This window comes from Bacillus cereus (assembly GCF_002564555.1).
Classification (GTDB): Bacteria; Bacillota; Bacilli; order Bacillales; family Bacillaceae_G; genus Bacillus_A; species Bacillus_A cereus_K.
Genome location: NZ_NUVD01000004.1, coordinates 53,895 through 80,752, shown reverse-complemented (window position 1 = coordinate 80,752; position 26,858 = coordinate 53,895). Strand labels below are relative to the sequence as shown.

Genomic DNA, 26,858 nt, shown 5'->3' with positions numbered 1-26,858 from the left:
ACCTTAAAACGTTGTATGAAATATCATAATTTTCCATTAATTGTTTGGTATAATAGGATAAAAAACATTTGGAGGAGACGAAATGGCGTTACTGGAGTTGAAACAATTAGGGAAAGCGAACCAGTTACCGGCAATTGAGCTAGAGGTTGAGAAGGGACAATGTGTTGTTTTGCAATGTAATAACCATACAGCAAAGATTTTGCATCGCATCATTATTGGCGAGGAAGAAGCTTCAACTGGCAATGTGCTGTTTGAGGGAGAAGCAATTGGAAAGAAAAATTATTCCCGCATCGGCTTTTGTTTTTTGAAAGATGAAGCATATGATCGTTTAAAGGTGAAGGAATACTTCAAATTCTTAATAGGACTTTATGAATCAAATATGAGTATAGAAGAAGTGGTACAATATGTCGGTCTCCTAGATAAGCTAAACGTTAAAATAGAAAAATTATCATTTTCAGAGAAACGACGTCTTCATATCGGGCGTGTCATGATTCATAATCCAGATTTAGTTATTTTGGAAGAGCCGGAGCAAAATGTAGATACAGAGAGTACGATTATTATTCGAAAAGCAATTATGAAAATGAAAGAGCAAGGAAAGGCAATCTTTATTACGTCATCTTTCTTATCAGACGCCCTTTCATTAACAGAAGATGTATACATATTAAATCAAGATGGTGTGAAAAAAGTAGAAATTGAGCAAGAAGAAGCAGAAGAAGTCGATGAAGAAAAAGTCGTTCAAATGATTCCGCAAATGAAATTAGAAAGAATACCAGCGAAAGTGAACGATAAAATCATTTTACTTGATCCGATGGAAATTCATTTCATTGAAACACAAAATGGAGTAACGCATATTCATGTGCGTGAAGGTGATTTTGTATGTGCGTTAACATTAAGTGAATTAGAAACAAGATTAACAGGATTCGGATTTTTCAGATGTCATCGCTCGTACCTTGTAAATTTACAAAGAGTACGAGAAGTTATTACGTGGACTCGTAATAGTTTTAGCTTAATTTTGGATGATGAAAGAAAAAGTTCAATCCCGCTTTCAAAAGGAAGAATGGATGAGTTAAAAGATGTAATTGGGATATAAAAATGCTCCAATCAGCTCAAAATACGATTCATTCACTAGTAAAAATACTCCTTTTATCGGTATTTTACTGCGCCTACCCTTTGTTTTTCATATGATTGAGTCAAGAAAAGCGAAACAAACAAACGAAAAGCGCTAAAGCGACTTTCATCTATAAAAAAGAAAAACAAAGGGGATGACGAGATGACATTGGCAATTGAAATGAAAGATGTAATGAAAAGTTTCAACGGAAAAACAGCACTTCGAAATGTAAATATTGAGGTGAAACAAGGAGAGATTTTCGGATTCCTCGGACCGAGTGGATCTGGGAAAACAACAACAGTAAAAATTTTAACTTCTCAATTACTTCATAGTGTTGGAACGGTACGAGTATTAGGGGAAGATATTACAGGACCAAGCAGCATCGATTACAAACGAATTGGTATTTTAACAGACAATAGCGGCTTATACGAAAGACTTAGCATTTATGATAACTTACTACTATTTTGTGACTTATACGATTGTAAAAAAGAACGAATCGATGAAGTACTAGCACAAGTAAATCTATTAGATGATAAAAAAACACAGATAAAGAAACTATCAAAAGGAATGAAGCAACGTGTAACTTTAGCAAGAGCAATTCTTCATAAACCAGATATCCTCTTCTTAGACGAACCAACATCTGCACTCGATCCAGTAAACGTACAAAACATTCATAAAATCTTAAAAGACTTAAATAAAGAGGGAACGACGATTTTCTTAACGACGCATAACATGGACGAAGCAGAAATGCTTTGTAACCGCATTGCCTTTCTGTGTGGCGGAGAAATTGTAGCGCTTGATACACCAGAAAACCTTCGCTTACAATACGCGAAAGATCAAATACAAGTCGTATTAAAAGATAAGCAAAAAGAAGTCGTACAAAAAGATGAATTAGGTGCAAAACGTATTTCAGAATGGATGAAAAAAGGTGAACTACTATCCATTCATTCACACGAACCAACACTAGGCGATATCTTTATTGAAGTGACTGGGAGGGGATTGTAATGACATTTTCAATGAGACGTGTATCAGCTATTTTTAGAAAAGAAGTACAAGATTTTAAGACAAATTCACAAGTGCTGTTAATGGCATCTTTACCAATTATATTTGCATTTATATTTAGCAGATTTGGGCAAGGGAGTGCAGGAGTTGGTATTATTACTTTAATGGCCTTTCTATTTGTTGCTGGGTTTGTTCAATCGATGGTAATCGCAGAAGAAAAAGAAAAACATACGTTGCGTGTTTTAATGCTATCGCCAGCTTCTTCTGTTGAAGTTCTTCTTGGAAAAAGTATATTAACAGCATGCTTGACGCTTTGTATTTGTATTGTGAACTTATTCATTCTAGATCAATTCAGTGGCAATCTTGTATTGCTAGGGTTTATTTTCTTAAGTGGGACAATTCTATTTATCGTAATTGGAACAACGATTGGATTATTAGCTGAATCTGTACCGCAAACATCACTAATTGGAATGCCGATATTAATGACGATGTATTTAGCGGTACAATTTGAGCCAATGGTTGAAAATAAAGTCATTAAGACAATGATTGAGTATCTTCCAACATCTCATATGGCAAAAGCAATTAACAGCTTAGTAGAGGGAGCAGGGTTTAGTAGTATTAGTGGGCATATATTAAATGTTGGAGTGTGGCTTATTATTGCGCTTATTGCATGTTTAATCGTATATAAAAAGAAACAAATGGACTAAAAACTGAGCCGAAACGCTCAGTTTTTTCTATTTTCTATCATTTCCTCGGAAATTTTACAATTTCTATACATATTTTTACATAATTTGTCGAAAAGTAATTAGTTATACGTTGTATAGGATACGTGAATATTGTTCAAAATGATTGCTGAGGTGATGATGGAATGCGAGGAAGAAATAATAAAAAGTCGCAAAAGGTAGTACATTTATTTCAAAAAAGATGGGTGTTTCCGGCACTGTACATTGCTTGTGCAGCAGTAATCTTAATGGTTGCGCTATGGTTCCAAGGAGCTAATCCGAAGAAGACTCCGAACCAAGATCAAGCAACGCCGTATACACAATCGGAAGATCCAGCAGTACCAGTAACGAAATCTTCAGAAGTAGTAAAAATGCCATCTGCCGCTAATGCGGAAGTAGTCGTACAGAAGAAATTCTATGAAGATGCAGCAACTGAGGCGGAACAAGAAAAAGCACTTGTCTTTTATAACAACACATATTCCCCAAATAAAGGAATCGACATTGCTGCGAAGAACGGAAAAGAATTCAATGTTACAGCTGCTTTAAGTGGTGTCGTAACGAAAGCTGAAAAAGATTCACTTCTTGGTTATGTTGTAACAGTTGATAGCGGAAATGGTGTAGCGGTATCTTATCAAAGCTTAGGCAGTGTGAAAGTAGAAAAAGGTGCAAGAGTCATGCAAGGTGGAGTATTAGGAAAATCCGGTCTAAGTGCAATGAACAAAGAGGCAGGTTCTCACGTTCACTTTGAAGTACGTAAAGATAATGTGGCTGTGAACCCTGAGCGTTACTTAAATAAATCAGTAACAGAAATTAAAGCTGATGCAGGTGCTGCAAAGGCAACGAATGCTTCTGGTAAAAAGGCTGATGACAAATCTCAAAAAGAAGAGAAGTCAACAAGCACGAAACCAGAAAGTAAAACAGAAGACAAGTCTCAAAAAGAAGAGAAATCAACAAGTGGTTCGACTAGTGATAAAGAGACAAGCAGCAAAAAAGAAGAAACTAAGAAAGAAGAAAAATCAACAAATGGTTCTACAGAATCATCTAACGGTTCTTCTTCACAAGAATAAAAAAGTGAAAAAATTAGTTCTCACTAGGAGAGCTGATTTTTTCATTTTCATATAAAAATAATCAATTTCGAGAAAAAAGGTGCAATAACAAGGAAAAATGACGAGATTCTCGAATATATATTATAAAAAGGAGGGGATACTGTGTCATTTTTATTTGTTCTGTCGATTGCTATTATTTTATTGTTTGTTTTATTTACTTTGTACTATTATATTGCCGGTAAGAAGGGCGCTCCCCACCATCAATTGTTAGAAGAAGAATATGATCGAGAAGAATGACACTCCAAAAAGGAGTGTCTTTTCTTTTAGTACACCTATTGGAATTTTTAGAGCTAGGCCGTATAATACTAATTGTGATTTTTTTACATAAAAACGATATTAGAATACAGTAGGGATCTAATATACTGTATTTTTTGTTGTGGTTGAGGGGGAAGTTTAATGAAAACTAGAGAAAGAAAAGGTTCTAAAAAATTATTTATTTTAATAGCGGTAGCAGTGGCTTTAGTCGCTGGAATTGGAGTATTCATTTTTAATAAAATGAATACTGCAAGTAATCAGGATAAAGTACCAGTTCTGCAATATTATTATTTAACAAAAGATAAAGATAAAAATGAAAATCCAGTATTAAAAGATAAGGAGACTGCGGTATCGGTAGAAACGTTTGAAAAACAAATGAAGTATTTAGCGGACAATCAGTATCATACTCTTACTTTGGAAGAATTTAATCAGTTTATAAAAAATAAAAAGAAACTTCCTAAGAAAAGTGTCTTAATCACATTTGATAATACTTCTAAATCAAATTATGTATATGCGTATCCAATTTTGAAAAAATATAACATGCATGCAACTTCATTTGCAGTTACATCTAGAATAACCAATAAGGAAGAAAAGTTTAATCCTAAAGCGTTTCAAATGTTAAGTATGAATGAAATGAATAAAATGAAAGATGTATTTGAATTTGGAAGTCATACACATGATTTACATAAATTTAAGAATGGATCAGCAGCTTTACTTGCCGAAGGAAATCAAGTGGTGAAAAATGATATATTAAAAAGTAAAGATATTTTAAAGTCAAATTATATATCATACCCATTTGGACAGTATAATAAAGATACAATCCAAATATTAAAAGATTTAAAAATGGAGTTAGCATTTGCTAGTATACAAGGGTATGCGACACCAGAAAATAAGCCCCTAGAAATAAAACGTTGGTTTATTTCAGCGGATACTAAAATGGATACCTTTGAGAAAATAGTCTCAGGTAAATATGAGGTTCCAAATAAGTAAAGTTCAAGCCTATTAGAATTGTATTTAAATTCTAATAGGCTTTTTTATTTAAAGGATGTACTTTTCTTAAAATTAAAGTTTTTTGTACTTAGTCCTCAAAAATAGTGAACATGTAGCATATATCAGTAGTGCGGGCAATACAATGGTATAAACCAAAGCAAAGAGAGTGTTTGAGGTGAGAAATCGTGAATCATTTCATTATAAATCCAAGAATGTTTAACGCTTACAAACAGCACTCACACTTACTTCTTAGTCGTATGCAGCGAGGCTCATTTCACACTTCTCACATCCAATTTAGGGAGGCGAGTGGTGTGCACGATTACATCAAAGAGAGAACTATCAAGATTGGTAAGTATATCGTGGAGACAAGAAAGACAGTGCGTGTCATTGCAAAGGAATTTGGGGTATCAAAGAGTACAGTCCATAAAGATTTAACAGAACGTCTACCAGAAATTAATCCAGAGCTCGCAAATGAAGTGAAAGAAATCCTTGATTATCATAAGTCTATTCGTCATTTAAGAGGGGGAGAAGCAACAAAGCAAAAGTATAGAAAAGAAGATGTAGAAAAGCCTGTACGTCAATAAGTATACGATAGCAAACATTCCGCATACATTCGGTAATATTTTTCAGAAGAATTCTTTTTGCGAATATTACGTTTCTGTTAAATTTATGATAAAATCAGAAATTAGGTGTAAAAGAATTCGGGTGTAACCTGATTTTGAATATCGAGGAGGAAAAAACGGGAATGTTTGCGCGAGATATCGGAATTGACCTAGGTACGGCTAACGTATTAATTCATGTTAAAGGTAAGGGTATTGTATTAAATGAGCCATCTGTTGTGGCAATTGATCGTAACACAGGTAAAGTATTAGCAGTAGGTGAAGAAGCAAGAAGTATGGTGGGACGTACGCCTGGTAATATTGTAGCAATTCGTCCACTTAAAGATGGTGTAATCGCAGATTTCGACATTACAGAAGCAATGTTAAAGTATTTCATTAACAAATTGGACGTAAAGAGCTTCTTTTCAAAACCTCGCATTTTAATTTGTTGTCCAACTAATATCACATCAGTAGAACAAAAAGCAATTCGTGAGGCTGCTGAACGTTCAGGTGGTAAAACAGTCTTTTTAGAAGAAGAACCAAAAGTAGCAGCAGTTGGTGCTGGTATGGAAATCTTCCAACCAAGCGGTAACATGGTTGTTGATATTGGTGGAGGTACAACAGATATCGCTGTACTATCTATGGGTGATATTGTTACCTCCTCCTCTATCAAAATGGCTGGCGATAAGTTTGATATGGAGATCTTAAACTACATCAAACGTAAGTATAAGCTATTAATTGGAGAACGTACTTCAGAAGATATTAAAATTAAAGTTGGTACAGTATTCCCAGGTGCACGTAGCGAGGAACTTGAAATTCGCGGACGTGACATGGTAACAGGTTTACCACGTACAATTACAGTATGCTCTGAAGAAATTACAGAAGCACTAAAAGAAGACGCAGCTGTCATTGTACAAGCTGCAAAAGGCGTACTAGAGCGCACGCCACCAGAATTATCTGCGGACATTATCGACCGCGGTGTTATTCTAACAGGCGGTGGAGCGCTATTACACGGTATCGACATGCTTCTAGCAGAAGAATTAAGAGTACCAGTATTAATTGCTGAAAACCCAATGCAATGTGTTGCGGTTGGTACAGGTATTATGTTAGAGAATATTGATAAATTACCACGTCGTGCATTACGATAGATATAGAATTAATATGATTTGAAATACGGTAACCTTGAACAGCCAGCTTATTTATTTGCTGTTCAAGGTTTATTTATATTTGTCCAATTCATAAGGGGATATTCAGATTAATGAGTATCATTTATAAATAACTATATTTTTGAATATTAAAATATTATTAAGGGGAATAAATTATTAGTCAGAAAGGTTCAATTTTGTCAGATTTAGTGATATCCTTATATTTGTAAATTTAAAGTGAAATTTGTAAATTTAAAGTTAATTTTGTGATTTTACCAAATTTACCAAATTTACCAAATTTATTAAAAATTAAAAATAGAGAATGATTAGAGAGAATAGAATGGGGCATTAATGGATACGGGAGGAAGAAGGGACATAGAAAAATGAAGAAAGTGTTAGTGATAGCACAGAATTTTTATCCGGAAATTGGGAGTGCGGCGAATCGAATTAAGAATATTTACTCGGAATTAAATGAAAAAGGATATGATGTTACAATTTTAACTACTGATCCAAGATATCCAAATGAAAATTTATATAAGAAAAAGGAATTTTGGGATGAGGCATCGTTAAATAGTGACGACATTATTAGAGTAAAACCAAAGGTGAAGAAGTACACCAATAATATGTTAAGAAGGTTATTTCTGTATTTGGAAATTACAATACTTTTTATTATGGCTATATTGCGTATGGATAAAAAGTATGATTATGTATTTGTTTCAACCCCGCCTATTTTTATCGGTATAGCAGGGATTTTTGCTAAGAAAAGATTGAGGGCTGAACTATTGTTAGATGTTCGAGATCTATGGCCGGAATCATTATTGGGTGTTGGAGTTTTTGCGAATCGATTTGTTTTATCAATAGCATATGCTTTAGAGAAGCTTTTATATCGTACAGCCGATCAGATCATTGTAAATAGCGCAGGGTTTATCCCGTATCTTGAGTTAAAAAATGTTAAACGTGAAAAAATATCATTCATGCCAAATTCTTTGACAGAGAAAGAATTACATATGGTAGACAATAAACAGGTTATGACTTATTCAAATGCTGAAACAGTGGAAGTGATTTATACAGGGAATATCGGATTAGCTCAAGATGTTCTAAAGTTGATTGATGTGGCAGAATTTTTAAAGGACAAAAAAAATATTAAATTTAAAATAATTGGCTATGGATTTAAAAGTTATCGAGTAGCTGAAGTTATTAAAGAAAAAAAACTTTCTAATATAGAAATTATTCAAGCAAAAAGTCGTAAGAAGACTCTACAGGAAGTGGAAAAAGCACATATTGCATATGTTAGTTTAGTAGATGAAAAAGTATTTCAAACAGTTTTGCCAGGAAAGATTATTGATTATATGTGTATGAAAAAGCCTATCGTTGGAGATGTCTCTGGATATGCCGAAAAGGTTATTAATACTGCTCAGTGTGGTTTGATTTCACAGGATCGAACAGTGAAAGAATTGGGAGAGCATATTATAAAATTATCTGAGAATGAGATATTGCGTAGGAAAATAGGGAGTAATGGACATAAACATGCCTTTCAACATTTGAGGTGGAAAAATAATATTAAAGTATTAACAAGTTTAATGGAGGAAAAAAATGCAACAGAAGAAAGTGTGTATGTTCGTATGGAACCACTTCACAAATGATGCCCGTGTGTTAAGGGAATGCACGGCTTTAGCTGAAGAGGGTTATGAAGTGGACTTGATATGTATTCACGATTGGAAACAACAGGATTTACCTAAGTGGGAGATGCGAAAAGAAGGGTTTACAGTAACACGTGTAAATAATCGCCTATCTCTTTTACAAAAAGGTTTGGGTGCAGCAAAACGAGTAAAACAGTTGATAACAAAAAATATAATTACAATGTTGTTGTTTGGAATAATTGCGGCACTCTGTTTATGGAAATTTCCGATGATAACATGTTTGATATTATTATTTGGTGCAGTATTCTCCGTGGGAAAGCTACGGACATTAATTGTACGCTCTTACATATTGGCTCAAATGGTCAAGGTAGGTTTGAAAAAAGAATATGATTTCTATCATTCTAATGATTTAAATACACTACCACAAGGGTGGCTTTGCGCAAAAATATTTAGAAAAAAGAAATTGGTTTATGATTCACATGAGGTACAGACTAGTCGTACAGGATACAATAGTAAAATTTATGGGATTATGGAAAAATTCTTTCTTAAATATGCAGATGTCATGATTATGGAAAATCATACACGTGCAAAATATGCGGAAGACTTATATGGCTTTTATCCAAAAGTTATTCATAATTATCCTTTTGTTACACAGCCAGAAGAAAGTGATGCAATGAACTTACATAAGATGTTAAACATTTCTAAAGATGAGCCTATTCTTTTATATCAAGGTGGCATTCAAGTCGGTAGAGGTTTAGATAAGTTAATACAAGCTGTTCCAATGTTTAAGAGAGGAACCGTTGTATTCATAGGTGACGGCCGTATAAAACCTGATTTACAAAAAATGGTCCTAGAATTAGGTTTGGAAAACAAAGTGACATTTATTCCAAAGGTGCCTGTGAATGAATTGTTACACTATACAAAAAATGCTTACTTAGGTTTTCAAGTATTAAATAATGTTTGTTTCAATCACTACTCAGCTTCATCTAACAAATTATTTGAGTATATGATGAGTGGTGTACCTGTTGTCGCTTGTAGTTTCCCTGAAATTCAGCGTGTTGTTGAGAAGGAGTATACAGGGGTTTGTGTGGATTCTCATGATCCAGTTTCTATTGCAGAAGGTGTAAACTATTTACTTGATCATCCAGAAGAAATAGAAAAGATGAGACAAAATTGTTTTACAGCTCGAAAAAGTTATAATTGGGAAAATGAAAAGAAACTCTTTGTAGATATATATAGGGGTTTACAATAACCTAAAGGATAGGGGAGTATTTTCTATTCTTTACGTCGTTGTATGGTTTAGCAGATGGGAATGATAGTTGTTGAAAAAAATAAAATTAAGTGTTATAGTTACAAGTTATAATAAAGAACAATATATAAAGCAGTGTTTGGAGACTGTTATCAATCAAACATTAAAAGACATCGAAATCATTGTTGTGGATGATGGATCAACAGATAACAGTATAGGTGTTTTACGAAAATACGAAGAGATGTATAGTCATGTTAAAGTATACACGCAAAAAAATAGAGGCGTGAGTAGTGCACGAAATACGGGGCTTCGGTATGCAAAAGGTGAATATGTTACTTTTCTAGACGCAGATGACTACATAAACTCAACGGCTTATGAACAGCTATATAAGCATGTAATTAAAGAAGATGCAGACATTGGTATTGCAAATATTAAATGCTTTAATGAATATAAGCAATGGCCGCTTTCATATATGAAAAAGGTATTTCAGAAGGATTTACCTGCAGTTAGAAATATTACAGTGCATTCTGAATTACATTTGACACCATCTGCTAGTAATAAAATATTTAAAAGGATGTTATGTAGACAACATAACATCTGTTTTGCTGAGGATTTGGAAGTAGGAGAAGATTTGCTTTTTACACAGCACTGTTTTCTTGTATCTGACCGTATTGTTGTAAAAGATATTCCTTTTCTGAACTATAGGGTACTAGATAGTGGAGAGAATTTATCAAAAAAAACAAGTGTATCATTTTTTAAACAATTAGTTACATTACAAAAGAAATTAGAATCCCTCTATGAGGAGTATGCAAAAAAATCATATATTGATTTCATTGAGAAAAGACAATGGAAATTCTTTGTTGATTCTATTCTTTTAAAAGGTACGAGCTTTTCCAAGGAACAACTATCTCAAGTTATTCAGTTTGGGAATGAATTTCTTTCAAGTTTGCATCTTTCAAATATTACAGAGGAGTTAAATGTGCGTGATCAATTAATAACAGAAATGATTAAACAGAATGATTGCACGTCTTTAACACAATTATTAGTCATTCTTCGAGATGAATCTATTTCTAAAGAACTTATTTGTGAGAATGAGAAATATTATTATTATTTATACCGATTTTTTCCTCGATATAAAAACTTATTACAAGTAGATCATTTAACAGTAAATCATCGAATTGAAGGTATAAGGCTTCGACAAGCAACCTTAACAATCAGTGGATATGCTTTTATTGAAAACTTGTCTACAAGGGGAATAAAAAAAGAATTGGTATTTCGAAAAGAAGGAACTACTAAAATAATTCAATTAAAAAGCTCCTTACGTACCGATATAACATACCTATTTTCTAACAATACCATTGACTATAATGATGCGGGCTTTGAAACAATAGAGGTCAATGTGAAAGATTTGTTAGAAGAGGGAGAATGGAAAATATCAATACGCCTCAACATAGGGAATACTGTTGTTGAAGAACCAATAAAGGTTTTATTGGCACAGTTACGCAATAATACAAAACATCAAGAGATAAATCCATTAGAGTTTAGAATGCTATATAAAAATAGTGAAGCTACAATTCAAATTCGTAAGTGTAGTTATACGCAGCGAATGATGAATAAATATCGTGAAAAAAAACGAGCGATGCGCTATGATATAGGTCTTTTTAAGCGGAAAAAGTATGAGTCATTTTTTGCTATAGTTTTGTATAAGCTATTTAGTTCATATTTTCGCAAAAAAAAGATATGGTTAATTGGGGAAAGACCGGATACAGCGCAAGACAATTCCTATCATTTATTTACCTATATTAGAAAAGAATATCCAGATGTACCGATATATTATGTTATCGACAAAAAATCAAATGATTATAAAAATATTAAAAATCTAGGTAACAGTATTCGATACGGGAGTTTTAAACATACGTTTTACTTATTAATTTGTGATAAGACGATTAACAGTTATTCAGAAACAGCAAATATGTATACGAGTGCGTACAAAGATATTTTGAAGTATTATCCAGAATGGCAACAAAATAAGAAAATTTTTATTCAACATGGAGTCATCGGTGTAAGTCGGGTGAATCATGTATTGAATAAAAATCGTATGGGATACTCATTGTTTGTCGTATCTTCCCAATTTGAGAAAGATCATATTGTAAAAGAATTTGGTTATACCGAAGATGAAGTAATTGTAACAGGACTTGCACGTTGGGATGCACTACAAGATGAGAGTAAAGGGAATGAAATTTTACTCATGCCAACGTGGAGAAGCTGGATTAAAACAAAAGAGCAATTGGAAGAATCAAATTATTGGCAAACATACATGTCATTTTTACAAAGTAAAGAGCTTCATCAAATACTAGAAGAGCAAGATTTAACATTGACATTCTTTCCGCACTATCAAACACAAAAATTTGGTGCAGAAAAGCTTGCTTTGCATAAACGAATCAGGATCATTAAACAGGGAGAAGAAACTGTTCAAAGCTTATTAAAACGGCATCGTTTACTGATTACGGATTATTCTACCGTTTCATTTGATTTTGCTTATATGAATAAGCCGGTTATTTTCTATCAATTTGATTATGATGAATTCTATTCTAGGCATTACAATGAAGGGCCGATTGATCATAAGCAAGACTTATTTGGGCCGGTTGTTAATGGCATGGAAGATTTATTCAATATTATTTCTCAAAAAGTAAATTTTTGTGTTGACGAAATGGTTTTTAAAAAACAGCGGTCTGTATATCTAAAAAGAAGCTCTAATAAACATTGTCAAATGATATTTGAATCTATAAAAAAAGAATAGGGGATTGGCAAGGTGAAAATTACAACTATTGGTGCTGCAAGTAGATTGGTTTTTAATTTAGCTTCGACGAAAAATATTGAGTTAGTGACAGATATCCATCAAGTAAACTTAGAAACTTTAATGTCAAAACAAGAACTCAAAAATACCGGTCTCTTTCATTCATCTCAAATACAATACGAAAGCTACTCTAAGTTTTATGATCTACCCAAGTATGTGAATTCTTCAGATTATATCATTATTGATTTATTGGATGAAGCATACGATGTTTTAAGTTATGAAGGTGAAAAATTAACCTTAACATGTGATTTACAACAAGAATTAGAAGAAGTAGATCTTAAAGGCGAATCTATTAAACATGCAAATGTGTTTAATATGAGATGGCAAGGAGTTTGCTTAGATTTTATAGCAATGCTAAAAAAAGTAGTATCTAGTGATAAAGTTATTCTTCATGAAGTGTATTTTACAGAAGAATATTTGAAAGAAAATAAAGCGATAAAGTTAGAAAACTATTCCGAAGTAGCTCAGGTAAATAAGAAATTACAAAAAATGTATGATTTCTTTAAAAAGAATTTTGAAGGTATAGGTACGATAAAAATAGATAAGAATTACGCTGAATCTGTTTTTACACCATGTTTAAAATTCAATCTTCCAGGAGACGAATATTTTAAGAAGTATTATACAGATTTGTACAATACATTTGATAGTACACAAGAGTACTATAAAATCCCCTTTACTACACATATGTACTTAGTACCACATGCAAATATAGATTTTAAATTTTGTGTTGGTGGCGAAGCAGAAATTCAAATGTCTGTAGAAAGTGAAGAAAAAACGGTAGGATTTTGGACGAATTTTTATGACGAATTTTTCAAAGTGAACAGAAATTTACTTCCAGTGTTGAAAGAGGATGCGGAATATCTACTAGAAATAGATAAGAAACAAAATGAACTAGATATAAGTGTAGTGGTCAATTTCTTTAATGATGAAGGACGCGTATTTTATTCACAAAAGTGTACAGAACATAATGGAATTATTAATACACCAAGTAAATTTAATTTTTATCGTATTTATCTGAAGGTGAAAGGAAAAGGTAAAGCGCATATTAATTATTTGAAAATACGTCGCCATCGTAAACAAGGATACGTAACAGCTTTTGATAAAGTATGCCATTGCCCCGATAGTGAAAATATTAAATATTTATTAAAGAAAAAAGCAAGTGAATATTTAGTGGTAGTTTTTCATGGTTTTAATCCATATATAACTAAGTATGAGTTTTTAGGGATTTTAAAGGATATGCCCGTGAACACATTATATTTATTAGATGATTACGGATTAAACGGAAGATTTTATCAAGATACAAACAGAAAAGATAATTTGCAGAGAAATATTATAGAGTTGATAGAAAATATTGCGCAGCAATGTAATGTCGCAAAACAAAATATTATTATGCTTGGCGGATCTAAAGGTGGCGGTTCAGCTTTATATTATGGGTTGAGAATGAATGTCGGACATGTAGTTGCCGGTGGTCCTCCTATTTATTGGGGGATATTTAATAGTAGCTATTATCATCAGAGTAGTTTAGTTAAAAATGTTGCTGGGGGTGTATCTAAAGAAGATACAAAATATATGGATGACGTTTTACCGTCTTTACTATATGAAGGTATACAGACGAAGATAGAATTTTTAAGTATTACTAATGATATTTATTATGAAGTTTACTTTGAGAAGTTCACAAAACTTTTACGTGAAAATAAGATTGTATATAATAACCTTTTAAAAGATGGAAAAGGACATGGAGATTTACCAAAACATCTTGGGAATTGGGCTAAACAAACTGTTACAAACATTATAAGTTAATATAAAATTTAGCGGAATTTCGTTTTTAAATGAGTAAGAAAAAGTAAAGGGTGGGATCCATTAGTGAACATTGTAACTTTAGGGAATGAAACGGGAAATATATTAAGTGCTGTAATAGAGAATAGTATATATGTAGATGCGGATTATGCTCTTCATTCTATGATGAGTATGATGTCAGCTCCCCTTCATTATAATCCAGATAATATAACACCCCATAGTTATGCCAAGGAGAGAGTTTTAGGAAACGAGTTGAATAAAACTTTTTTAAATGATATTGAGAAAATTTCAAGACAGAATGATTATATTATTATTGATTTGTTAGATGAAAGGTATGATCTTCTGAAAAAAGAAGACTCCTTAGTTCTAAACAGTTGGATTGTTAGAGATAGTAATGTATACAAAGAGATGAACTTTGAAGTTATAAAAAGAAATCATATAGATTTTAAAACGTGGAAAACATACTGTGACCGATTTATAGAAGTTGTAAATCAGTATTTTAATAAACGTGTTATTATCCATGAGATGTACTTATCTGAAGAGTATCTAAAAGATGGTGTTTTTCATCAATTTAAAAATATTAAAGATATTCGCTCAGTAAATGAACGTTTAAAGGTATATTATAGCTATTTGAAGCAACATCTATCTGGTGCAAAAGTAGTTAAGGTTAAAGGAAATGATTATACAGATATAAATTTCTTGAATGTGTACAACCCTGCCAAGAAGAATGAAAAATATATTCAAAATCTATTAAATCAAATACAAAATGTTGAAGAGCAACCTCCCCTTTATAAAGTAGCTGTTGTTATCGCAAGCTATAATGTTGAAAATTATATTGAGGAGGCTATTGAATCTGTTTTAAATCAAACATTAGAAGGTGTCCAAGTTATTGTTGTAGATGATGGTTCCACTGATAATACAACGAATGTAGTAAAACAAATAGCTGAGCGAGAGAACCGAGTTAGTTATAGATTTTTAGAAAATACAGGTAGTCCGTCAGAACCAAGAAATATTGGAAAGAAAATTGCTAATGCAGAATATGTAATGTTTTTAGATGGCGATGATTATATAGATAGTAATGCGTGTGAAAAAATGTATAATTATGCCGAAAACCAAGGGGCAGACTTGGTAGTTGGGCGAATGATGTCATTTATTGGAGAAAAGCAGTTTGAAACATTTGAAAATGTTCCCCGGTTTAGACAAAGAATGGAATTTTTGAAGGGTATTAAAAACTTTGAGATAGTAAGTATTACTGAGAACCCGGTTTTATATTTATTCCCTAGTTGTTGTGCTAAATTATATAAAAAGGAACTAATTAAGAATATAGATTTCATTAAAAATATTAAGTATGCTGAGGATTTGTTATTCTCTAATACAATGTTTTTTCAATCTAAGAAGACCCTGGTCCTCGAAGATTTTGTTTATTATTATAGAGGCAGAGGAGAAACATCTAATAGCTCTATTACGCAACAAAAAAGTATTCAAAATTTAAAGGACTTGTCTATTGCAGTGAGTTCTATTAATAATGTTATAGAGAAGAATAAATTCAATATTAAAAATAAAGTGAGATTTAATAATTCAATTCAATTTTATAGAATGTTAGAAGCAAGTCAACATGTTTCTAGTATTATTCAATATCCGCAAGAGGAACAAATGCTAGTTTTGAAATTAGTAAGGGAAACTTTATTTGGATCCAATTTCAATAAAAATAAAATTAAAGTATTTTCATTTCACAACTTTGTAAAAATGACTTTGCTATTAGAGAATAAATATGAAGAGTTAATTACCTTAAGTCGATTGTGGAAAAAAATGACCATGTATGACGATGTAAATACGCCTCCGTTTAAAACTGTAAAACATAATGGCAAATTCTATTTTATATTTGAATGTAAAGGGAAAAATGTTTTAGTAGATATTACGCATTATGTTAATTCCAATAAGTTAATTAATCGGTTAGTAGACATTAAATTTGAAGGAAATCAGCTTATTTTAAAAGGACTAGCTTATATTAATAATATATCTATTACAAACAAAAACGATATTCAGCATACTATCATTATGGTAAATCGAAAGACAAAAAGGGAATATAAAATTAATGCATCATATGCATATAATAACAAGTTCTCTAGTCCACACTTTAAATATGGACATGGTGGGTACGAAGTAACAATTCCGTTTAACGGGTCGATACAACTAGGGGGATATGATTTCTACATTGAAACGGAATTCTTAGGGGTTAAGAAGCAAGTACCTCTAGGAGGAATGAATAATAATTTTGTATATAAAGCAAATAATCACTTTATAAAGATGGAAAATGTGCATTATGAGATAGTTCCTATTGTTAAAAGTAGAAGTAAGTTAGCCATTAATTATAAAAAGCTTCCTAGCAAGTGGGGTTATTTCAAAAGAAAAATAATTTCTAATATTAGAAGCAAACAATTCTCAATAGCTCAGATTAAAAATAATCCAGGTATTGGAATGGGGGAAAAATTAAAATTATTATTTAGTGTAGTTACGGAAGACCTTTCTAATTTAATTCTTCGGAAGAAAGATATATGGTTAATTGGGGAAAAAACAGGAGATACATGTAATGATAATGGCTATGCATTCTTTAAATATTGTCGCGAAAAATATCCAGATAAAAAAATATATTATGTAATTAAAAAAGAGGCTAAAGAGTATAAAAAAGTTAAAAAATTAGGGAATGTAATACATTTTTATAGTTTAAGACATTTATATTACAGTATGAATGCTAAATACATTATTAGTACAGATAATGTAAATATCATGTTGCCTTCTAATATCAAGTCGTTAAGGAAAGCGAAACGAATATTTATTCAGCACGGAATTATTAATTTTAAAAGGGTTGAAAATGTATACCATAATAGGAATGATATTGCAGATAAATTTTTAGTGTCTTCTAATGTAGAAAAAGGGATTATCTCAAATCATTATGGATTTAACCCCCAAGATATTATATCTACAGGGCTTCTTAGAACACAATATTTACAAAACAAAGTAAAAGAAAACAACATTCTCTTAACTTTTACTTGGAGAACACATATCAAGACAAAAGAAGACTTTTTACAAAGTAATTATTTTAAACGAATTCACAGTTTGATAAATAATAAAAAATTAAATCAAGTGTTAAAAGATAATAAGGTGAAACTAAACGTTTTACTTCATCCAAGAATGGCTGAGTATGTAGACTTATTATCAACAGATAATTCTAATGTTAATTTTATTAAGTTTAACGAAGTCGATGTAAAGAGTATTATAGAAAGTAGTAGTATGATTGTTACAGACTATTCTAGTATATTATTTGATTTTATTTACTTACAAAAACCAGTAGTGATGTATGGTTTTGATTATTTCAATGGACATCAAACCCTGACTTATAATCAAATAGAAATGATGCTTCCAAATACTTTCTTCTTAGAAGAAGATCAAGTTATTGATAGTATAGAGAAGCACAGTGAAAAGAATTTTAAAGTATCTAAAATAGTTAAAAGACAATATAAGAAAATGATTAATACAAAGTCGAACAGTTGTGAAAAGTTATTTGATTATTTAAATAATCAGTGTGAAAATGATACGGATAAAAGACATGTTATAAATCAGGTTAACGATGACAGTCAAGCGATATAAACTGATATTTAAATGGCATTAAGAGGAAGTAGGGGATTTTAATGAAAATCTGTGTAGTGGGTTTAGGTTATATCGGTCTCCCTACTTCCGCCATGTTTGCGAAACATGGCGTTGAAGTAGTAGGGGTCGATATTAATGCAGAGGTTGTAGATAAATTAAATAGAGGAGAAATCCTTATTGAAGAGCCAGGACTTGGAGAGATTGTAACAGAAGTGGTAAATAGAGGTGTGTTACGTGCTTCACTTACACCGGAGGCGGCTGATGTTTTTATTATTGCGGTCCCAACTCCAAATCATAAAGATAGGTATAAATCATGTGATTTAACAGGTGTGTTAATGGCAGTAAAAGAGATTCTCCATTACGCCAAACCAGGGAGCATACTAATTGTAGAATCAACAATTTCCCCCCGTAGCATGGATGATTATGTAAAACCTTTAGTTGAAGAGGTTGGTTTTACAGTAGGGAAGGATATATATTTAGTCCATTGTCCAGAACGTGTGCTTCCTGGGCATATAATGAAAGAAATTGTATATAATAATAGAATAGTAGGAGGAGTAACTCCAACTTGTGCTCGGATGGGTGCGAGAGTATATGAAACGTTTGTACAAGGTGAAATAATTGAAACAGATGCAAAAACAGCAGAAATGTCCAAGTTGATGGAAAATACGTTTCGGGATGTTAATATTGCGCTGTCAAATGAATTAGCAAAGGTGTGTAATAAACTAGAAATCAACGTATTGGATGTTATTGAAATGGCAAACAAGCATCCACGTGTAAATTTACATCAACCGGGCCCTGGAGTAGGAGGACATTGTTTAGCTGTGGACCCATATTTTATTGTGGCAAAAGCACCAGAACTGACAAATATTATTCAAATGTCTCGTGATACAAATATTTCTATGCCCTCATATGTTGCAGAAAATGTTGGAAAATTACTTAAAGGAATTGAAAAACCAAAAGTTGCTGTGTTTGGCGTAACTTATAAGGGAAATACAGATGATATGAGGGAGAGCCCAGCGCTAGAAGTTATAGAATTGCTTCATGAACAAGGATACGAAGTTGCAATTCATGACCCATACATTCAAGCAAGTTTCTTTAAAACACTATCAACAGAAGAGGCTTTGGAGGCAGCGGATTTACTTCTTGTATTAACTGATCATAGTGAGTTTGGTAGCATGGATTATAATAAGTTGGCTGCTAAAATGAGACAACCTCTTCTTTTTGATACCCGTAACTGTATAGTAGAAGATCCAAGGATTAATATGAAAATTATTAATTTTGGAAATATACATAAGGTGTTACAGGAAAATGGGGTTATTGTATGAAAGCAATAAAAAGTGTTATTCGTGAACAAGTAGGTAGCATCTATTTGATGGGAAGGCTTTCTTCTTATGAACTCAAGCAACAATATGCAGCGAGTACATTAGGAGTTATATGGGTATTTTTAAATCCATTAACACAAATTTTAGTTTATTGGTTAGTATTTGGCCTAGGTATAAGAGGCGGGGCACCTGTAGAAGGGGTTCCTTTCTTTGTTTGGATGATATGTGGTATTATTCCATGGTTTTTTATTAACAGTTCAATTATTCAAGGCTCAAATTCTATTTACGCTAAGCTTAATGCAGTGTCTAAAATGAATTTTCCATTGAGTGTTATTCCAACATATGTGATATTATCGCAATTATATACACATATGATTTTGCTAGGTGTGCTATTAATTATTATAGTATTTATTAAAGGGTTAAGTTTTCTTAGTATAATTGGCTTGATATATTGCATATTTTCTACTTTTTGTTTCTTAATTGCATTAGCTTTTATCACTTCTACAATCTCTACCATTTCAAGAGATATACATTTGTTTATTCAATCAATTACAAGAATGTTATTTTATTTAACACCAGTATTGTGGAAACCAAGTGAACATATGCATGGTGCCTTTGCATTTTTAATGAAAGCAAATCCATTTTATTATGTGGTGGAAGGTTATAGGCTTTCATTATTACATGGTGATATTAGTTTCATATGGTCATTATATACACTATACTTCTGGGGAATCGCAATTATTTTGTTTGTGATTGGATCAATGTTTCATATAAGGTTCCGCAAGCAGTTTGTTGACTACTTATAAAAGGTGAATGGTTCAATGAATTATAAAGTGAAATTCGAACATGTTACAAAAAGATATAAAATGTACAACAAGCCCTCTGATAAATTAAAGGATCTATTTTTTAAAAGTGACGATGGTGAGTACCATTACGCTTTAAATAATATATCCTTTGAAGTACCAGAAGGAGAGATAGTTGGTATTGTAGGGTTAAACGGTTCCGGAAAAAGTACCCTGTCCAATTTAATTGCTGGAGTGACAATTCCTTATAAAGGAAAAGTCGATATTAAAGGATCTGCAGCATTAATTGCAATTTCTTCAGGATTAAATGGACAATTAACAGGCATTGAGAATATTGAGCTAAAAGGTTTAATGATGGGACTTACGAAAGAACAAATTAAAGAGATTACACCAAAAGTTATTGAGTTTGCTGATATAGGGAAATTTATATATCAACCAGTGAAGACTTATTCAAGTGGGATGAAGTCTAGAATTGGATTTGCGATTTCGGTTCATATTAATCCAGATATTTTGGTAATTGATGAGGCTCTCTCTGTTGGAGATCAAACCTTTACTAAAAAATGTTTAGATAAAATGAATGAATTTAAGGAACAAGGGAAAACCATCTTCTTTATTAGTCATTCACTTGCTCAAGTAAAAAGCTTCTGTACAAAAGCTCTTTGGTTACATTATGGTCGATTTAAAGAGTATGGGGATGTACATGAAGTAGTTGGACATTATGAAGGATTTTTAAAGAAATATAATCAAATGACTGTAGAAGAACGAGAAAAGCAAAAAGAAGAAGAAGCATCGGATCTTCAACATGGGCTATTACAAAGAAATTCTGTGAGTCTTAAAAGAAAACCTCGTCGCAAAGTAAAGAAAAAACAATTTGCTATATCTGCTATTGCTTTAACGTTGATAGTAGCAGGAATTACTGCGGGAATTTATTATAAAGATACAATTTTAGGTACTAATAAGGAAGAGACGAATGCGGGAAAAATTGTTTCAAGTAAGACTGTATCTGAAAACAAGATAAGCGAAAAAGAAAAGGTACAAAAGTACGTTGTAAAGAGTAATGAGGTTATTATTCGTAAAGAAGCGATGGTAAATAGCGATAAAATAGGCATAGCAAATTTTGGTGAGATTTTTAGTGTAGTTAATAAGAATAAGAATATAGAAAAAAATGAAGAATGGTCAGAAGTTCAGCTACTAAATGGTGAAAATGGATGGATTAATACAAAGTATATGGAACCATTTAACTCAGGAAATGCTATAGCTGAAGACACGAAATTAGTAGATTTAACGAACGTATTAAAGCGCGTATATGGTGCAAATATTGTAAATGCCTCAGGATATTTAGGGAAAACTATTGAGGAATTAAAATCAGAATATCCTACCTCTTTAATTTCATTGCCGGATCAAGCTGGGAAGAAAATTGTTAAAGATGGAAACATTCAATTTGCTATTGTACAAGATAAGGTTGTTGAAGTTGTATTTCAAGATATTTCGATGTCCTTTGCAAAATTACATGAAGTATTAGGTACCGAAATGATGAACAATGATAATGAAAAACACTATTTCTATGAAACTAAAAGTTATTATATTGCAGCGCGTTCAGATGAAACACATAAAGAAGTTCAATCGATATCGATAGTGAAAAAGCAATAGTGCCGGTTTTTGTTAGAGATTTATCTTTTTACAAAGATAAACCTTATTTTGAATGGTTAAGCAGAGGATAAGAACTAAGGAAATTAAAATATTAAATATATATTGAGATTTTTTTCGTTTAAACATGTGATTTTTAAAAGAGAGTAAGTGAAAGATAGAGTATAATTCACATCAATATAATTAAAAATAAATGTTATTAAGTGAGGATGAAATAGTAATGAAAGCTGTAAAAAAAGCTATTATTCCAGCAGCTGGACTAGGAACAAGATTTTTGCCAGCAACTAAAGCGATGCCAAAGGAAATGTTACCGATTGTTGATAAACCAACAATTCAATACATTATAGAAGAAGCGATTGAATCTGGAATTGAGGATATTATTATTGTAACTGGAAAAGGAAAGCGTGCTATTGAAGATCACTTTGATCATTCTTTTGAGTTGGAACAGAACCTACTAGAAAAGGGTAAGCTTGAAATCCTTAGGAAGGTGCAAGAGTCTTCTAAAATTAATATTCACTATATTCGTCAAAAAGAGCCAAAAGGCTTAGGTCATGCTGTATGGTGTGCTCGTAAGTTTATTGGTAATGAGCCATTCGCTGTCTTACTTGGTGATGACATTGTACAAGCTGAAACACCATGTTTACGTCAATTAATGGATCAATATGAGGAAACACAATCATCAGTAATTGGTGTTCAAACTGTTCCAGAAACGGAAACGCATCGCTATGGTATTATTGATCCACTGGTACAAAAGGATCGTAGTTATCAAGTAAGTAAGTTTGTAGAAAAGCCAGCTCAAGGAACAGCACCATCCAACTTAGCGATTATGGGACGATATGTACTATCACCTGAAATCTTCATGTTCTTAGAAGACCAACAAACAGGAGCTGGTGGCGAGATTCAGTTGACGGATGCTATTCAGCGTTTAAATGAGATTCAAAGAGTGTTCGCTTACGATTTCGAAGGAAAGCGATATGACGTTGGAGAGAAGCTCGGATTCATTCAGACAACAATTGAAATGGCGTTACAGCACGATGAGTTGAAGCATGAATTATTAGGTTATATGCAGAAATTATTACAAAAAGAAACGGTTAATAGTTAACTTTCACAAAAACCATCCAGGAAATGTATTGTTAAAGCAATTTCCTGGATGGTTTTTATAATTGTTTCATTAATTTATCTGCGACTTGTTTAGAAAACTGCCTTGTCATTTTGGGAACAAATGGTTTTATTGCTCCATTAAAAATGAAGGCCCCTGTACCAGTTGTTTTTATTTCTAACCGACTTGTTACTTTTGTAGTAGAGGGAGAGGTTGATTCAGCATGAAAAAAGCCGCTGCCAAACAATTTCTTGGTTGGAGAAGTCATTGTAAAGCTAATTTTATCTGGCATGTTCCATTCAATAATTTCAACATTTAGATTAACATCGCGTTTAATAAATCCTAAATCACCGTGCAAGCGCCAAGTTGAATGTTTATCATCGATAATCTTATGTTTCACATAGCCCGTAACTAGTGGAGCCCAATTATTTATATTACTAATAAAGCTCCAAATTTGATCTGGGGAGGCCGCTAATTCTATAGTATGTACACCTTTTGCCATTTGTTCGTTCCTTTCTAAAAATCCAATATATTTGAAGTTGAAGAGTTAGGTCGGAATTTTTATATTCATTTTATCATAATATCCAATATTTATGTTATTAGATATTTTCATTTTTCTTTTAAAAATTTTTTATTAAGATCCATATTTCTAAATATCACATTTAAGAGAATGAAAGGAAAACAGAGAAATCATAAGGAAAAGTAGGGAATTAATGCGAAAAAGGTTGAAAATTAGGTTTTAATTTCTTATTTTTGTCATATATAATAAATCTTGAATACGACATTAAAGGCTAATCATATTTGATATAATTTGCCTTTCCCTAATTTTGGTATACACTCTTTTCAACCTCCGTGTCAGTTATAATAAACATTGAAAAGAGTGTATACATTTTTTTATTTGGAAGAGGAATTTTGAAATCTTTTTTATAATGACAAAGAAGAGTTAAAATGGGATAATAATAGTATAACTTCTGGTGGTATGACCAATATTTCGTAAGGAGAGAAGTGTATGCTAGATATTCAACAAATTAAAGAAATAATTCCTCACCGCTATCCATTTCTACTTGTGGATAAAGTTTTAGAAGTAGAAGAAGGAAAGCGCGCTATTGGAATAAAGAATGTTACAGCTAATGAAGAGTTTTTTAATGGGCATTTTCCAGACTATCCTGTAATGCCGGGTGTTTTAATTGTAGAAGCTTTAGCACAAGTTGGAGCTGTTGCTATGCTGAAGAAAGAGGAGAATCGTGGTCGTTTAGCATTCTTTGCTGGCATTGATAATTGTCGTTTTAAACGACAAGTCCGTCCAGGTGACCAACTTCGTTTAGAAGTTGAAATGACGCGTGTACGTGGAGCAATTGGCAAAGGGAAAGCAATTGCAACTGTAGATGGTGAAATTGCTTGTGAGACGGAAATTACGTTTGCACTTGGGGATAAAAAGGAATAATAGACGTAGAAGATAAAGTGTTTTTATAGAGATAGGTGGATGTAGGGCTGAATTTGTAGCTTTGCATTCACCTATTTTATTTACACCTCATTACTATGTTATTTGTTTAGAAAAGAAGAGGAATAGTTAGGGGATATTTTTTACACTATTAATAAATTAAAAAGAAGACAGAAGGATATTTTGTAGGTTGTAACTAAAAATAGGATAAAAGTAAGGTAGGGAATAGAAATAGAAAGAAACCATAAAACTTCACGATGAGTTCATGAGAAAAACACAACTTTCCAGTAAAAGAAATATAAAATGAGCTTATAAAAATAGAGAAAAGAGATGGTGAATGTGAAACTATTTGAGGTTTTACATGATTATGAGAATGGGAAATTTAAAAATGGCGATATGCTTTTATATCAAAATAATCCAAAGATGACTGCGATATTTAAATCGGATAATTTTGTTTGGACTGATAACTATGTAGCTGTTGATTGTAAAGACTTTTCAAAAGATATTTGGTATATCAGGGAAAGACAGTAGATTTTTTTAATGAATTATAGATATTAGTTAGATACGAATATTTGTATAGAGATTTGCTTCAATATATCCTCTGAATGTTCTATGTTAATTATTAATAATTAATAATTATTGGGTATGCATAGAACGAAGAATAAGATATTTTATAAATATAAAAAATCCATCTTAATGCGAAAGGGTGGAAGATTTGAGGAGTAATTAGTAATAAAAAGAGTAAAGTTTATTATTTTGTATAATAAAACTCCTTATGGTATAAAGTAGAGTCCATTCCACTAGATGGGCTCTATTTTGTGCTGTAGGGAATGATGTTAAAGGAAAGTTAGGTTTTTTTGAATATTCAGGGGAGGAAAGGATTATTCAATTAATTAGTGTCAATGGATTCATTTATCGGGATGAGGAACGTTGGTGTTCATTTCTCAAATTTTCTTTTATTTTTAATTCAGATTAATGTAATATAGTAAGGAGTGTAAAAATAGATATACTATTTATAAATTTTGATAAAGAGGGTAAAGATATGAAAAAGAAAATTTTATTTTGGGTACTCGGTATTATTGGAGCACTAATTATAGGCGGAGGAATTTATGCATATAATATATATTCTTCTGTATCCAAAACATTAGAGGAAGTTCATAAACCTCTAAAGCGTGATCAAAATAATGATAAGGTTGGAGAGAAAATTAAAAACTCTGAACCTGTGTCAATTTTATTATTAGGAGCAGATGAACGTGGTGAGGATAAAGGGCGTTCAGATTCTTTAATGGTAATTACATTAAATCCTAAAAATAATTCTATGAAAACAGTAAGTATTCCTCGAGATACTTATACAGAGATTGTAGGTAAAGGAAAGAGCGATAAAATCAACCATGCTTATGCATTCGGTGGCGTAGATATGTCTGTGGAAACAGTAGAGAAGTTCTTGAATGTTCCAATTAACTACTATATTGAAGTCAATATGGAAGGTTTCAAAGATATTGTTGATGCGGTTGGTGGAGTAGATGTAAATAATGATTTAGAGTTTACGCAAGATGGGCATCATTTTGCGAAAGGGAATATTCATTTAAATGGTGACGAAGCTTTAGCATATACACGTATGCGTAAGCAAGATCCACGCGGTGACTTCGGTCGTCAAATGCGTCAACGCCAAGTAATGCAGGCTGTTATTAAGAAAGGTGCAAGCTTCTCTTCTTTAGCAAGTTATGGAGATGTACTTACAGCAATTCAAAAGAATGTGAAGACAAACTTAACGCAAGATCAAATGTTTGATATGCAAATGAATTATAAAAATTGTCTGCAGAATAGTGAAGATATTCAAATCCCAGGTGACGGTCATAAAGCCGCTGATGGTATTTGGTACTACTATGTTCCAGATGCAGCAAAGCAAGATTTAACGAATAAGTTAAGAGCACATCTTGAAGTGACTAAGTAATATGTAATAACCCAACTCCTTTGGAAGGAGTTGGGTTTATTTTTGTATTGTTTGTCGCTTCGATTGTGAGCGGTAAATTGTACTGGAATAAGAAAGTTGCGAATGCGACAGGACAGACGAGTGAAGTAACGAAAACAGCGGCTGAAGCGAAAGATAGCGGAGCAAAGAAAGAAGAGAAAAAACAAGAAGCGAAGTCATCTTTTAATGAAGCATATGCGAAGAATTATCCGAAAGCAATTGAGGGATTAAAGCAATTTGCGACGCAAAACGGTTATACATACGTTGATCACTGGGGAGCATGGCCTGATGCAACAACAAAGGCTATTTTACCGTACTTACAAGAAGAATTCGGTTTCCCAAGTGCTAAAGGACATGAGGTTTGGGCACAATATGTAACGGATTATTTTGTGGCTAAGTAATAGAAGGTACACAAAAGGTATACGAGCAATCGTATACCTTTTATAATAAGAAAGT

General features: G+C 32.3%; 22 protein-coding genes. 21 read left to right on the top strand and 1 reads right to left on the bottom strand.

Annotated features, from left to right (window positions below):
* Window positions 1-82: 82 nt before the first annotated feature.
* The 17 genes from COI75_RS01140 (at window position 83) to galU (ending at window position 22,992) form a co-directional block, all read left to right on the top strand.
* Window positions 83-1,090 carry a LytTR family transcriptional regulator DNA-binding domain-containing protein gene (locus tag COI75_RS01140; RefSeq protein ID WP_098448170.1) on the top strand — a complete coding sequence of 336 codons (1,008 nt, stop codon included), beginning with the start codon at window positions 83-85 and terminating at the stop codon, window positions 1,088-1,090.
* 180 nt (window positions 1,091-1,270) lie between these two features.
* Entirely contained in the window at window positions 1,271-2,113 is an 843-nt protein-coding gene (locus tag COI75_RS01135) for an ABC transporter ATP-binding protein (RefSeq protein WP_098448169.1), read from the top strand.
* Complete coding sequence (locus COI75_RS01130; protein ID WP_098448168.1) at window positions 2,113-2,817, top strand: ABC transporter permease; 705 nt, start codon at window positions 2,113-2,115, stop codon at window positions 2,815-2,817. The genes COI75_RS01135 and COI75_RS01130 overlap by 1 nt, the downstream gene beginning before the upstream one ends.
* Before the next feature lie 161 nt (window positions 2,818-2,978).
* On the top strand, window positions 2,979-3,899 hold the full coding sequence (locus COI75_RS01125; RefSeq protein ID WP_098448167.1) for a M23 family metallopeptidase: 921 nt from the start codon (window positions 2,979-2,981) through the stop codon (window positions 3,897-3,899).
* A 141-nt stretch (window positions 3,900-4,040) separates the two neighbouring features.
* Window positions 4,041-4,175: a hypothetical protein gene (locus tag COI75_RS01120; RefSeq protein WP_000008899.1), complete on the top strand. Its 135-nt coding sequence runs from the start codon at window positions 4,041-4,043 to the stop codon at window positions 4,173-4,175.
* Window positions 4,176-4,334: 159 nt separating this feature from the next.
* On the top strand, window positions 4,335-5,183 hold the full coding sequence (locus COI75_RS01115) for a polysaccharide deacetylase family protein (RefSeq protein ID WP_098448166.1): 849 nt from the start codon (window positions 4,335-4,337) through the stop codon (window positions 5,181-5,183).
* 311 nt (window positions 5,184-5,494) lie between these two features.
* Window positions 5,495-5,767, top strand: a complete 273-nt coding sequence (spoIIID, locus tag COI75_RS01110; protein ID WP_000544012.1) for a sporulation transcriptional regulator SpoIIID — start codon at window positions 5,495-5,497, stop codon at window positions 5,765-5,767.
* 161 nt (window positions 5,768-5,928) lie between these two features.
* Window positions 5,929-6,930: a rod shape-determining protein gene (locus tag COI75_RS01105; protein ID WP_098448165.1), complete on the top strand. Its 1,002-nt coding sequence runs from the start codon at window positions 5,929-5,931 to the stop codon at window positions 6,928-6,930.
* A 380-nt stretch (window positions 6,931-7,310) separates the two neighbouring features.
* Entirely contained in the window at window positions 7,311-8,570 is a 1,260-nt protein-coding gene (locus tag COI75_RS01100; protein ID WP_098448164.1) for a glycosyltransferase family 4 protein, read from the top strand.
* Complete coding sequence (locus COI75_RS01095) at window positions 8,521-9,819, top strand: glycosyltransferase (RefSeq protein ID WP_098448163.1); 1,299 nt, start codon at window positions 8,521-8,523, stop codon at window positions 9,817-9,819. Before COI75_RS01100 ends, COI75_RS01095 begins: the two co-directional genes overlap by 50 nt.
* A gap of 67 nt (window positions 9,820-9,886) precedes the next feature.
* Entirely contained in the window at window positions 9,887-12,616 is a 2,730-nt protein-coding gene (locus COI75_RS01090; RefSeq protein ID WP_255265666.1) for a bifunctional glycosyltransferase/CDP-glycerol:glycerophosphate glycerophosphotransferase, read from the top strand.
* Window positions 12,617-12,628: 12 nt separating this feature from the next.
* Window positions 12,629-14,473: an accessory Sec system protein Asp2 gene (locus COI75_RS01085; RefSeq protein WP_098448162.1), complete on the top strand. Its 1,845-nt coding sequence runs from the start codon at window positions 12,629-12,631 to the stop codon at window positions 14,471-14,473.
* 63 nt (window positions 14,474-14,536) lie between these two features.
* Entirely contained in the window at window positions 14,537-18,118 is a 3,582-nt protein-coding gene (locus tag COI75_RS01080; RefSeq protein WP_098448161.1) for a bifunctional glycosyltransferase/CDP-glycerol:glycerophosphate glycerophosphotransferase, read from the top strand.
* A 41-nt stretch (window positions 18,119-18,159) separates the two neighbouring features.
* Window positions 18,160-19,443 (top strand): nucleotide sugar dehydrogenase, encoded by a 1,284-nt coding sequence (locus COI75_RS01075; RefSeq protein WP_098448160.1) that lies wholly within the window; start codon window positions 18,160-18,162, stop codon window positions 19,441-19,443.
* Entirely contained in the window at window positions 19,440-20,246 is an 807-nt protein-coding gene (locus tag COI75_RS01070) for an ABC transporter permease (protein WP_098448159.1), read from the top strand. Before COI75_RS01075 ends, COI75_RS01070 begins: the two co-directional genes overlap by 4 nt.
* A 15-nt stretch (window positions 20,247-20,261) precedes the next feature.
* Entirely contained in the window at window positions 20,262-21,893 is a 1,632-nt protein-coding gene (tagH, locus tag COI75_RS01065) for a teichoic acids export ABC transporter ATP-binding subunit TagH (RefSeq protein ID WP_098448158.1), read from the top strand.
* 217 nt (window positions 21,894-22,110) lie between these two features.
* Complete coding sequence (galU, locus tag COI75_RS01060) at window positions 22,111-22,992, top strand: UTP--glucose-1-phosphate uridylyltransferase GalU (protein ID WP_098448157.1); 882 nt, start codon at window positions 22,111-22,113, stop codon at window positions 22,990-22,992.
* 55 nt (window positions 22,993-23,047) lie between these two features.
* Here galU and COI75_RS01055 read toward each other — a convergent pair whose 3' ends face one another.
* Complete coding sequence (locus tag COI75_RS01055; RefSeq protein WP_098448156.1) at window positions 23,048-23,491, bottom strand: CoxG family protein; 444 nt, start codon at window positions 23,489-23,491, stop codon at window positions 23,048-23,050.
* A 507-nt stretch (window positions 23,492-23,998) separates the two neighbouring features.
* Here COI75_RS01055 and fabZ point away from each other — a divergent pair.
* From fabZ to COI75_RS01035, 4 genes are all read left to right on the top strand, one after another.
* Window positions 23,999-24,433 (top strand): 3-hydroxyacyl-ACP dehydratase FabZ, encoded by a 435-nt coding sequence (fabZ, locus tag COI75_RS01050; protein ID WP_000884318.1) that lies wholly within the window; start codon window positions 23,999-24,001, stop codon window positions 24,431-24,433.
* Window positions 24,434-24,760: 327 nt separating this feature from the next.
* A complete protein-coding gene (locus tag COI75_RS01045) occupies window positions 24,761-24,961 on the top strand; it encodes a hypothetical protein (RefSeq protein ID WP_098448155.1) in 201 nt (66 codons plus the stop codon).
* Window positions 24,962-25,472: 511 nt separating this feature from the next.
* Window positions 25,473-26,384, top strand: coding sequence for a polyisoprenyl-teichoic acid--peptidoglycan teichoic acid transferase TagU (tagU, locus tag COI75_RS01040; RefSeq protein ID WP_000727078.1), 912 nt, complete (start codon window positions 25,473-25,475; stop codon window positions 26,382-26,384).
* Window positions 26,385-26,404: 20 nt separating this feature from the next.
* Window positions 26,405-26,803 (top strand): hypothetical protein, encoded by a 399-nt coding sequence (locus tag COI75_RS01035; RefSeq protein ID WP_098448154.1) that lies wholly within the window; start codon window positions 26,405-26,407, stop codon window positions 26,801-26,803.
* The last annotated feature ends 55 nt before the right edge of the window (window positions 26,804-26,858 follow it).

What these genes read in the sequence shown, in the direction of transcription:
- COI75_RS01070 (WP_098448159.1), top strand. Translation starts at nt 19,440, where the DNA reads ATGAAAGCAATAAAAAGTGTTATTCGTGAACAAGTAGGTAGCATCTAT.
- fabZ (WP_000884318.1), top strand. Translation starts at nt 23,999, where the DNA reads ATGCTAGATATTCAACAAATTAAAGAAATAATTCCTCACCGCTATCCA.
- COI75_RS01055 (WP_098448156.1), bottom strand. Translation starts at nt 23,491, where the DNA reads ATGGCAAAAGGTGTACATACTATAGAATTAGCGGCCTCCCCAGATCAA.
- tagH (WP_098448158.1), top strand. Translation starts at nt 20,262, where the DNA reads ATGAATTATAAAGTGAAATTCGAACATGTTACAAAAAGATATAAAATG.
- COI75_RS01125 (WP_098448167.1), top strand. Translation starts at nt 2,979, where the DNA reads ATGCGAGGAAGAAATAATAAAAAGTCGCAAAAGGTAGTACATTTATTT.
- galU (WP_098448157.1), top strand. Translation starts at nt 22,111, where the DNA reads ATGAAAGCTGTAAAAAAAGCTATTATTCCAGCAGCTGGACTAGGAACA.
- COI75_RS01135 (WP_098448169.1), top strand. Translation starts at nt 1,271, where the DNA reads ATGACATTGGCAATTGAAATGAAAGATGTAATGAAAAGTTTCAACGGA.
- COI75_RS01095 (WP_098448163.1), top strand. Translation starts at nt 8,521, where the DNA reads ATGCAACAGAAGAAAGTGTGTATGTTCGTATGGAACCACTTCACAAAT.
- COI75_RS01100 (WP_098448164.1), top strand. Translation starts at nt 7,311, where the DNA reads ATGAAGAAAGTGTTAGTGATAGCACAGAATTTTTATCCGGAAATTGGG.
- COI75_RS01105 (WP_098448165.1), top strand. Translation starts at nt 5,929, where the DNA reads ATGTTTGCGCGAGATATCGGAATTGACCTAGGTACGGCTAACGTATTA.
- COI75_RS01130 (WP_098448168.1), top strand. Translation starts at nt 2,113, where the DNA reads ATGACATTTTCAATGAGACGTGTATCAGCTATTTTTAGAAAAGAAGTA.
- COI75_RS01075 (WP_098448160.1), top strand. Translation starts at nt 18,160, where the DNA reads ATGAAAATCTGTGTAGTGGGTTTAGGTTATATCGGTCTCCCTACTTCC.
- COI75_RS01045 (WP_098448155.1), top strand. Translation starts at nt 24,761, where the DNA reads ATGGTGAATGTGAAACTATTTGAGGTTTTACATGATTATGAGAATGGG.
- tagU (WP_000727078.1), top strand. Translation starts at nt 25,473, where the DNA reads ATGAAAAAGAAAATTTTATTTTGGGTACTCGGTATTATTGGAGCACTA.
- COI75_RS01140 (WP_098448170.1), top strand. Translation starts at nt 83, where the DNA reads ATGGCGTTACTGGAGTTGAAACAATTAGGGAAAGCGAACCAGTTACCG.
- COI75_RS01115 (WP_098448166.1), top strand. Translation starts at nt 4,335, where the DNA reads ATGAAAACTAGAGAAAGAAAAGGTTCTAAAAAATTATTTATTTTAATA.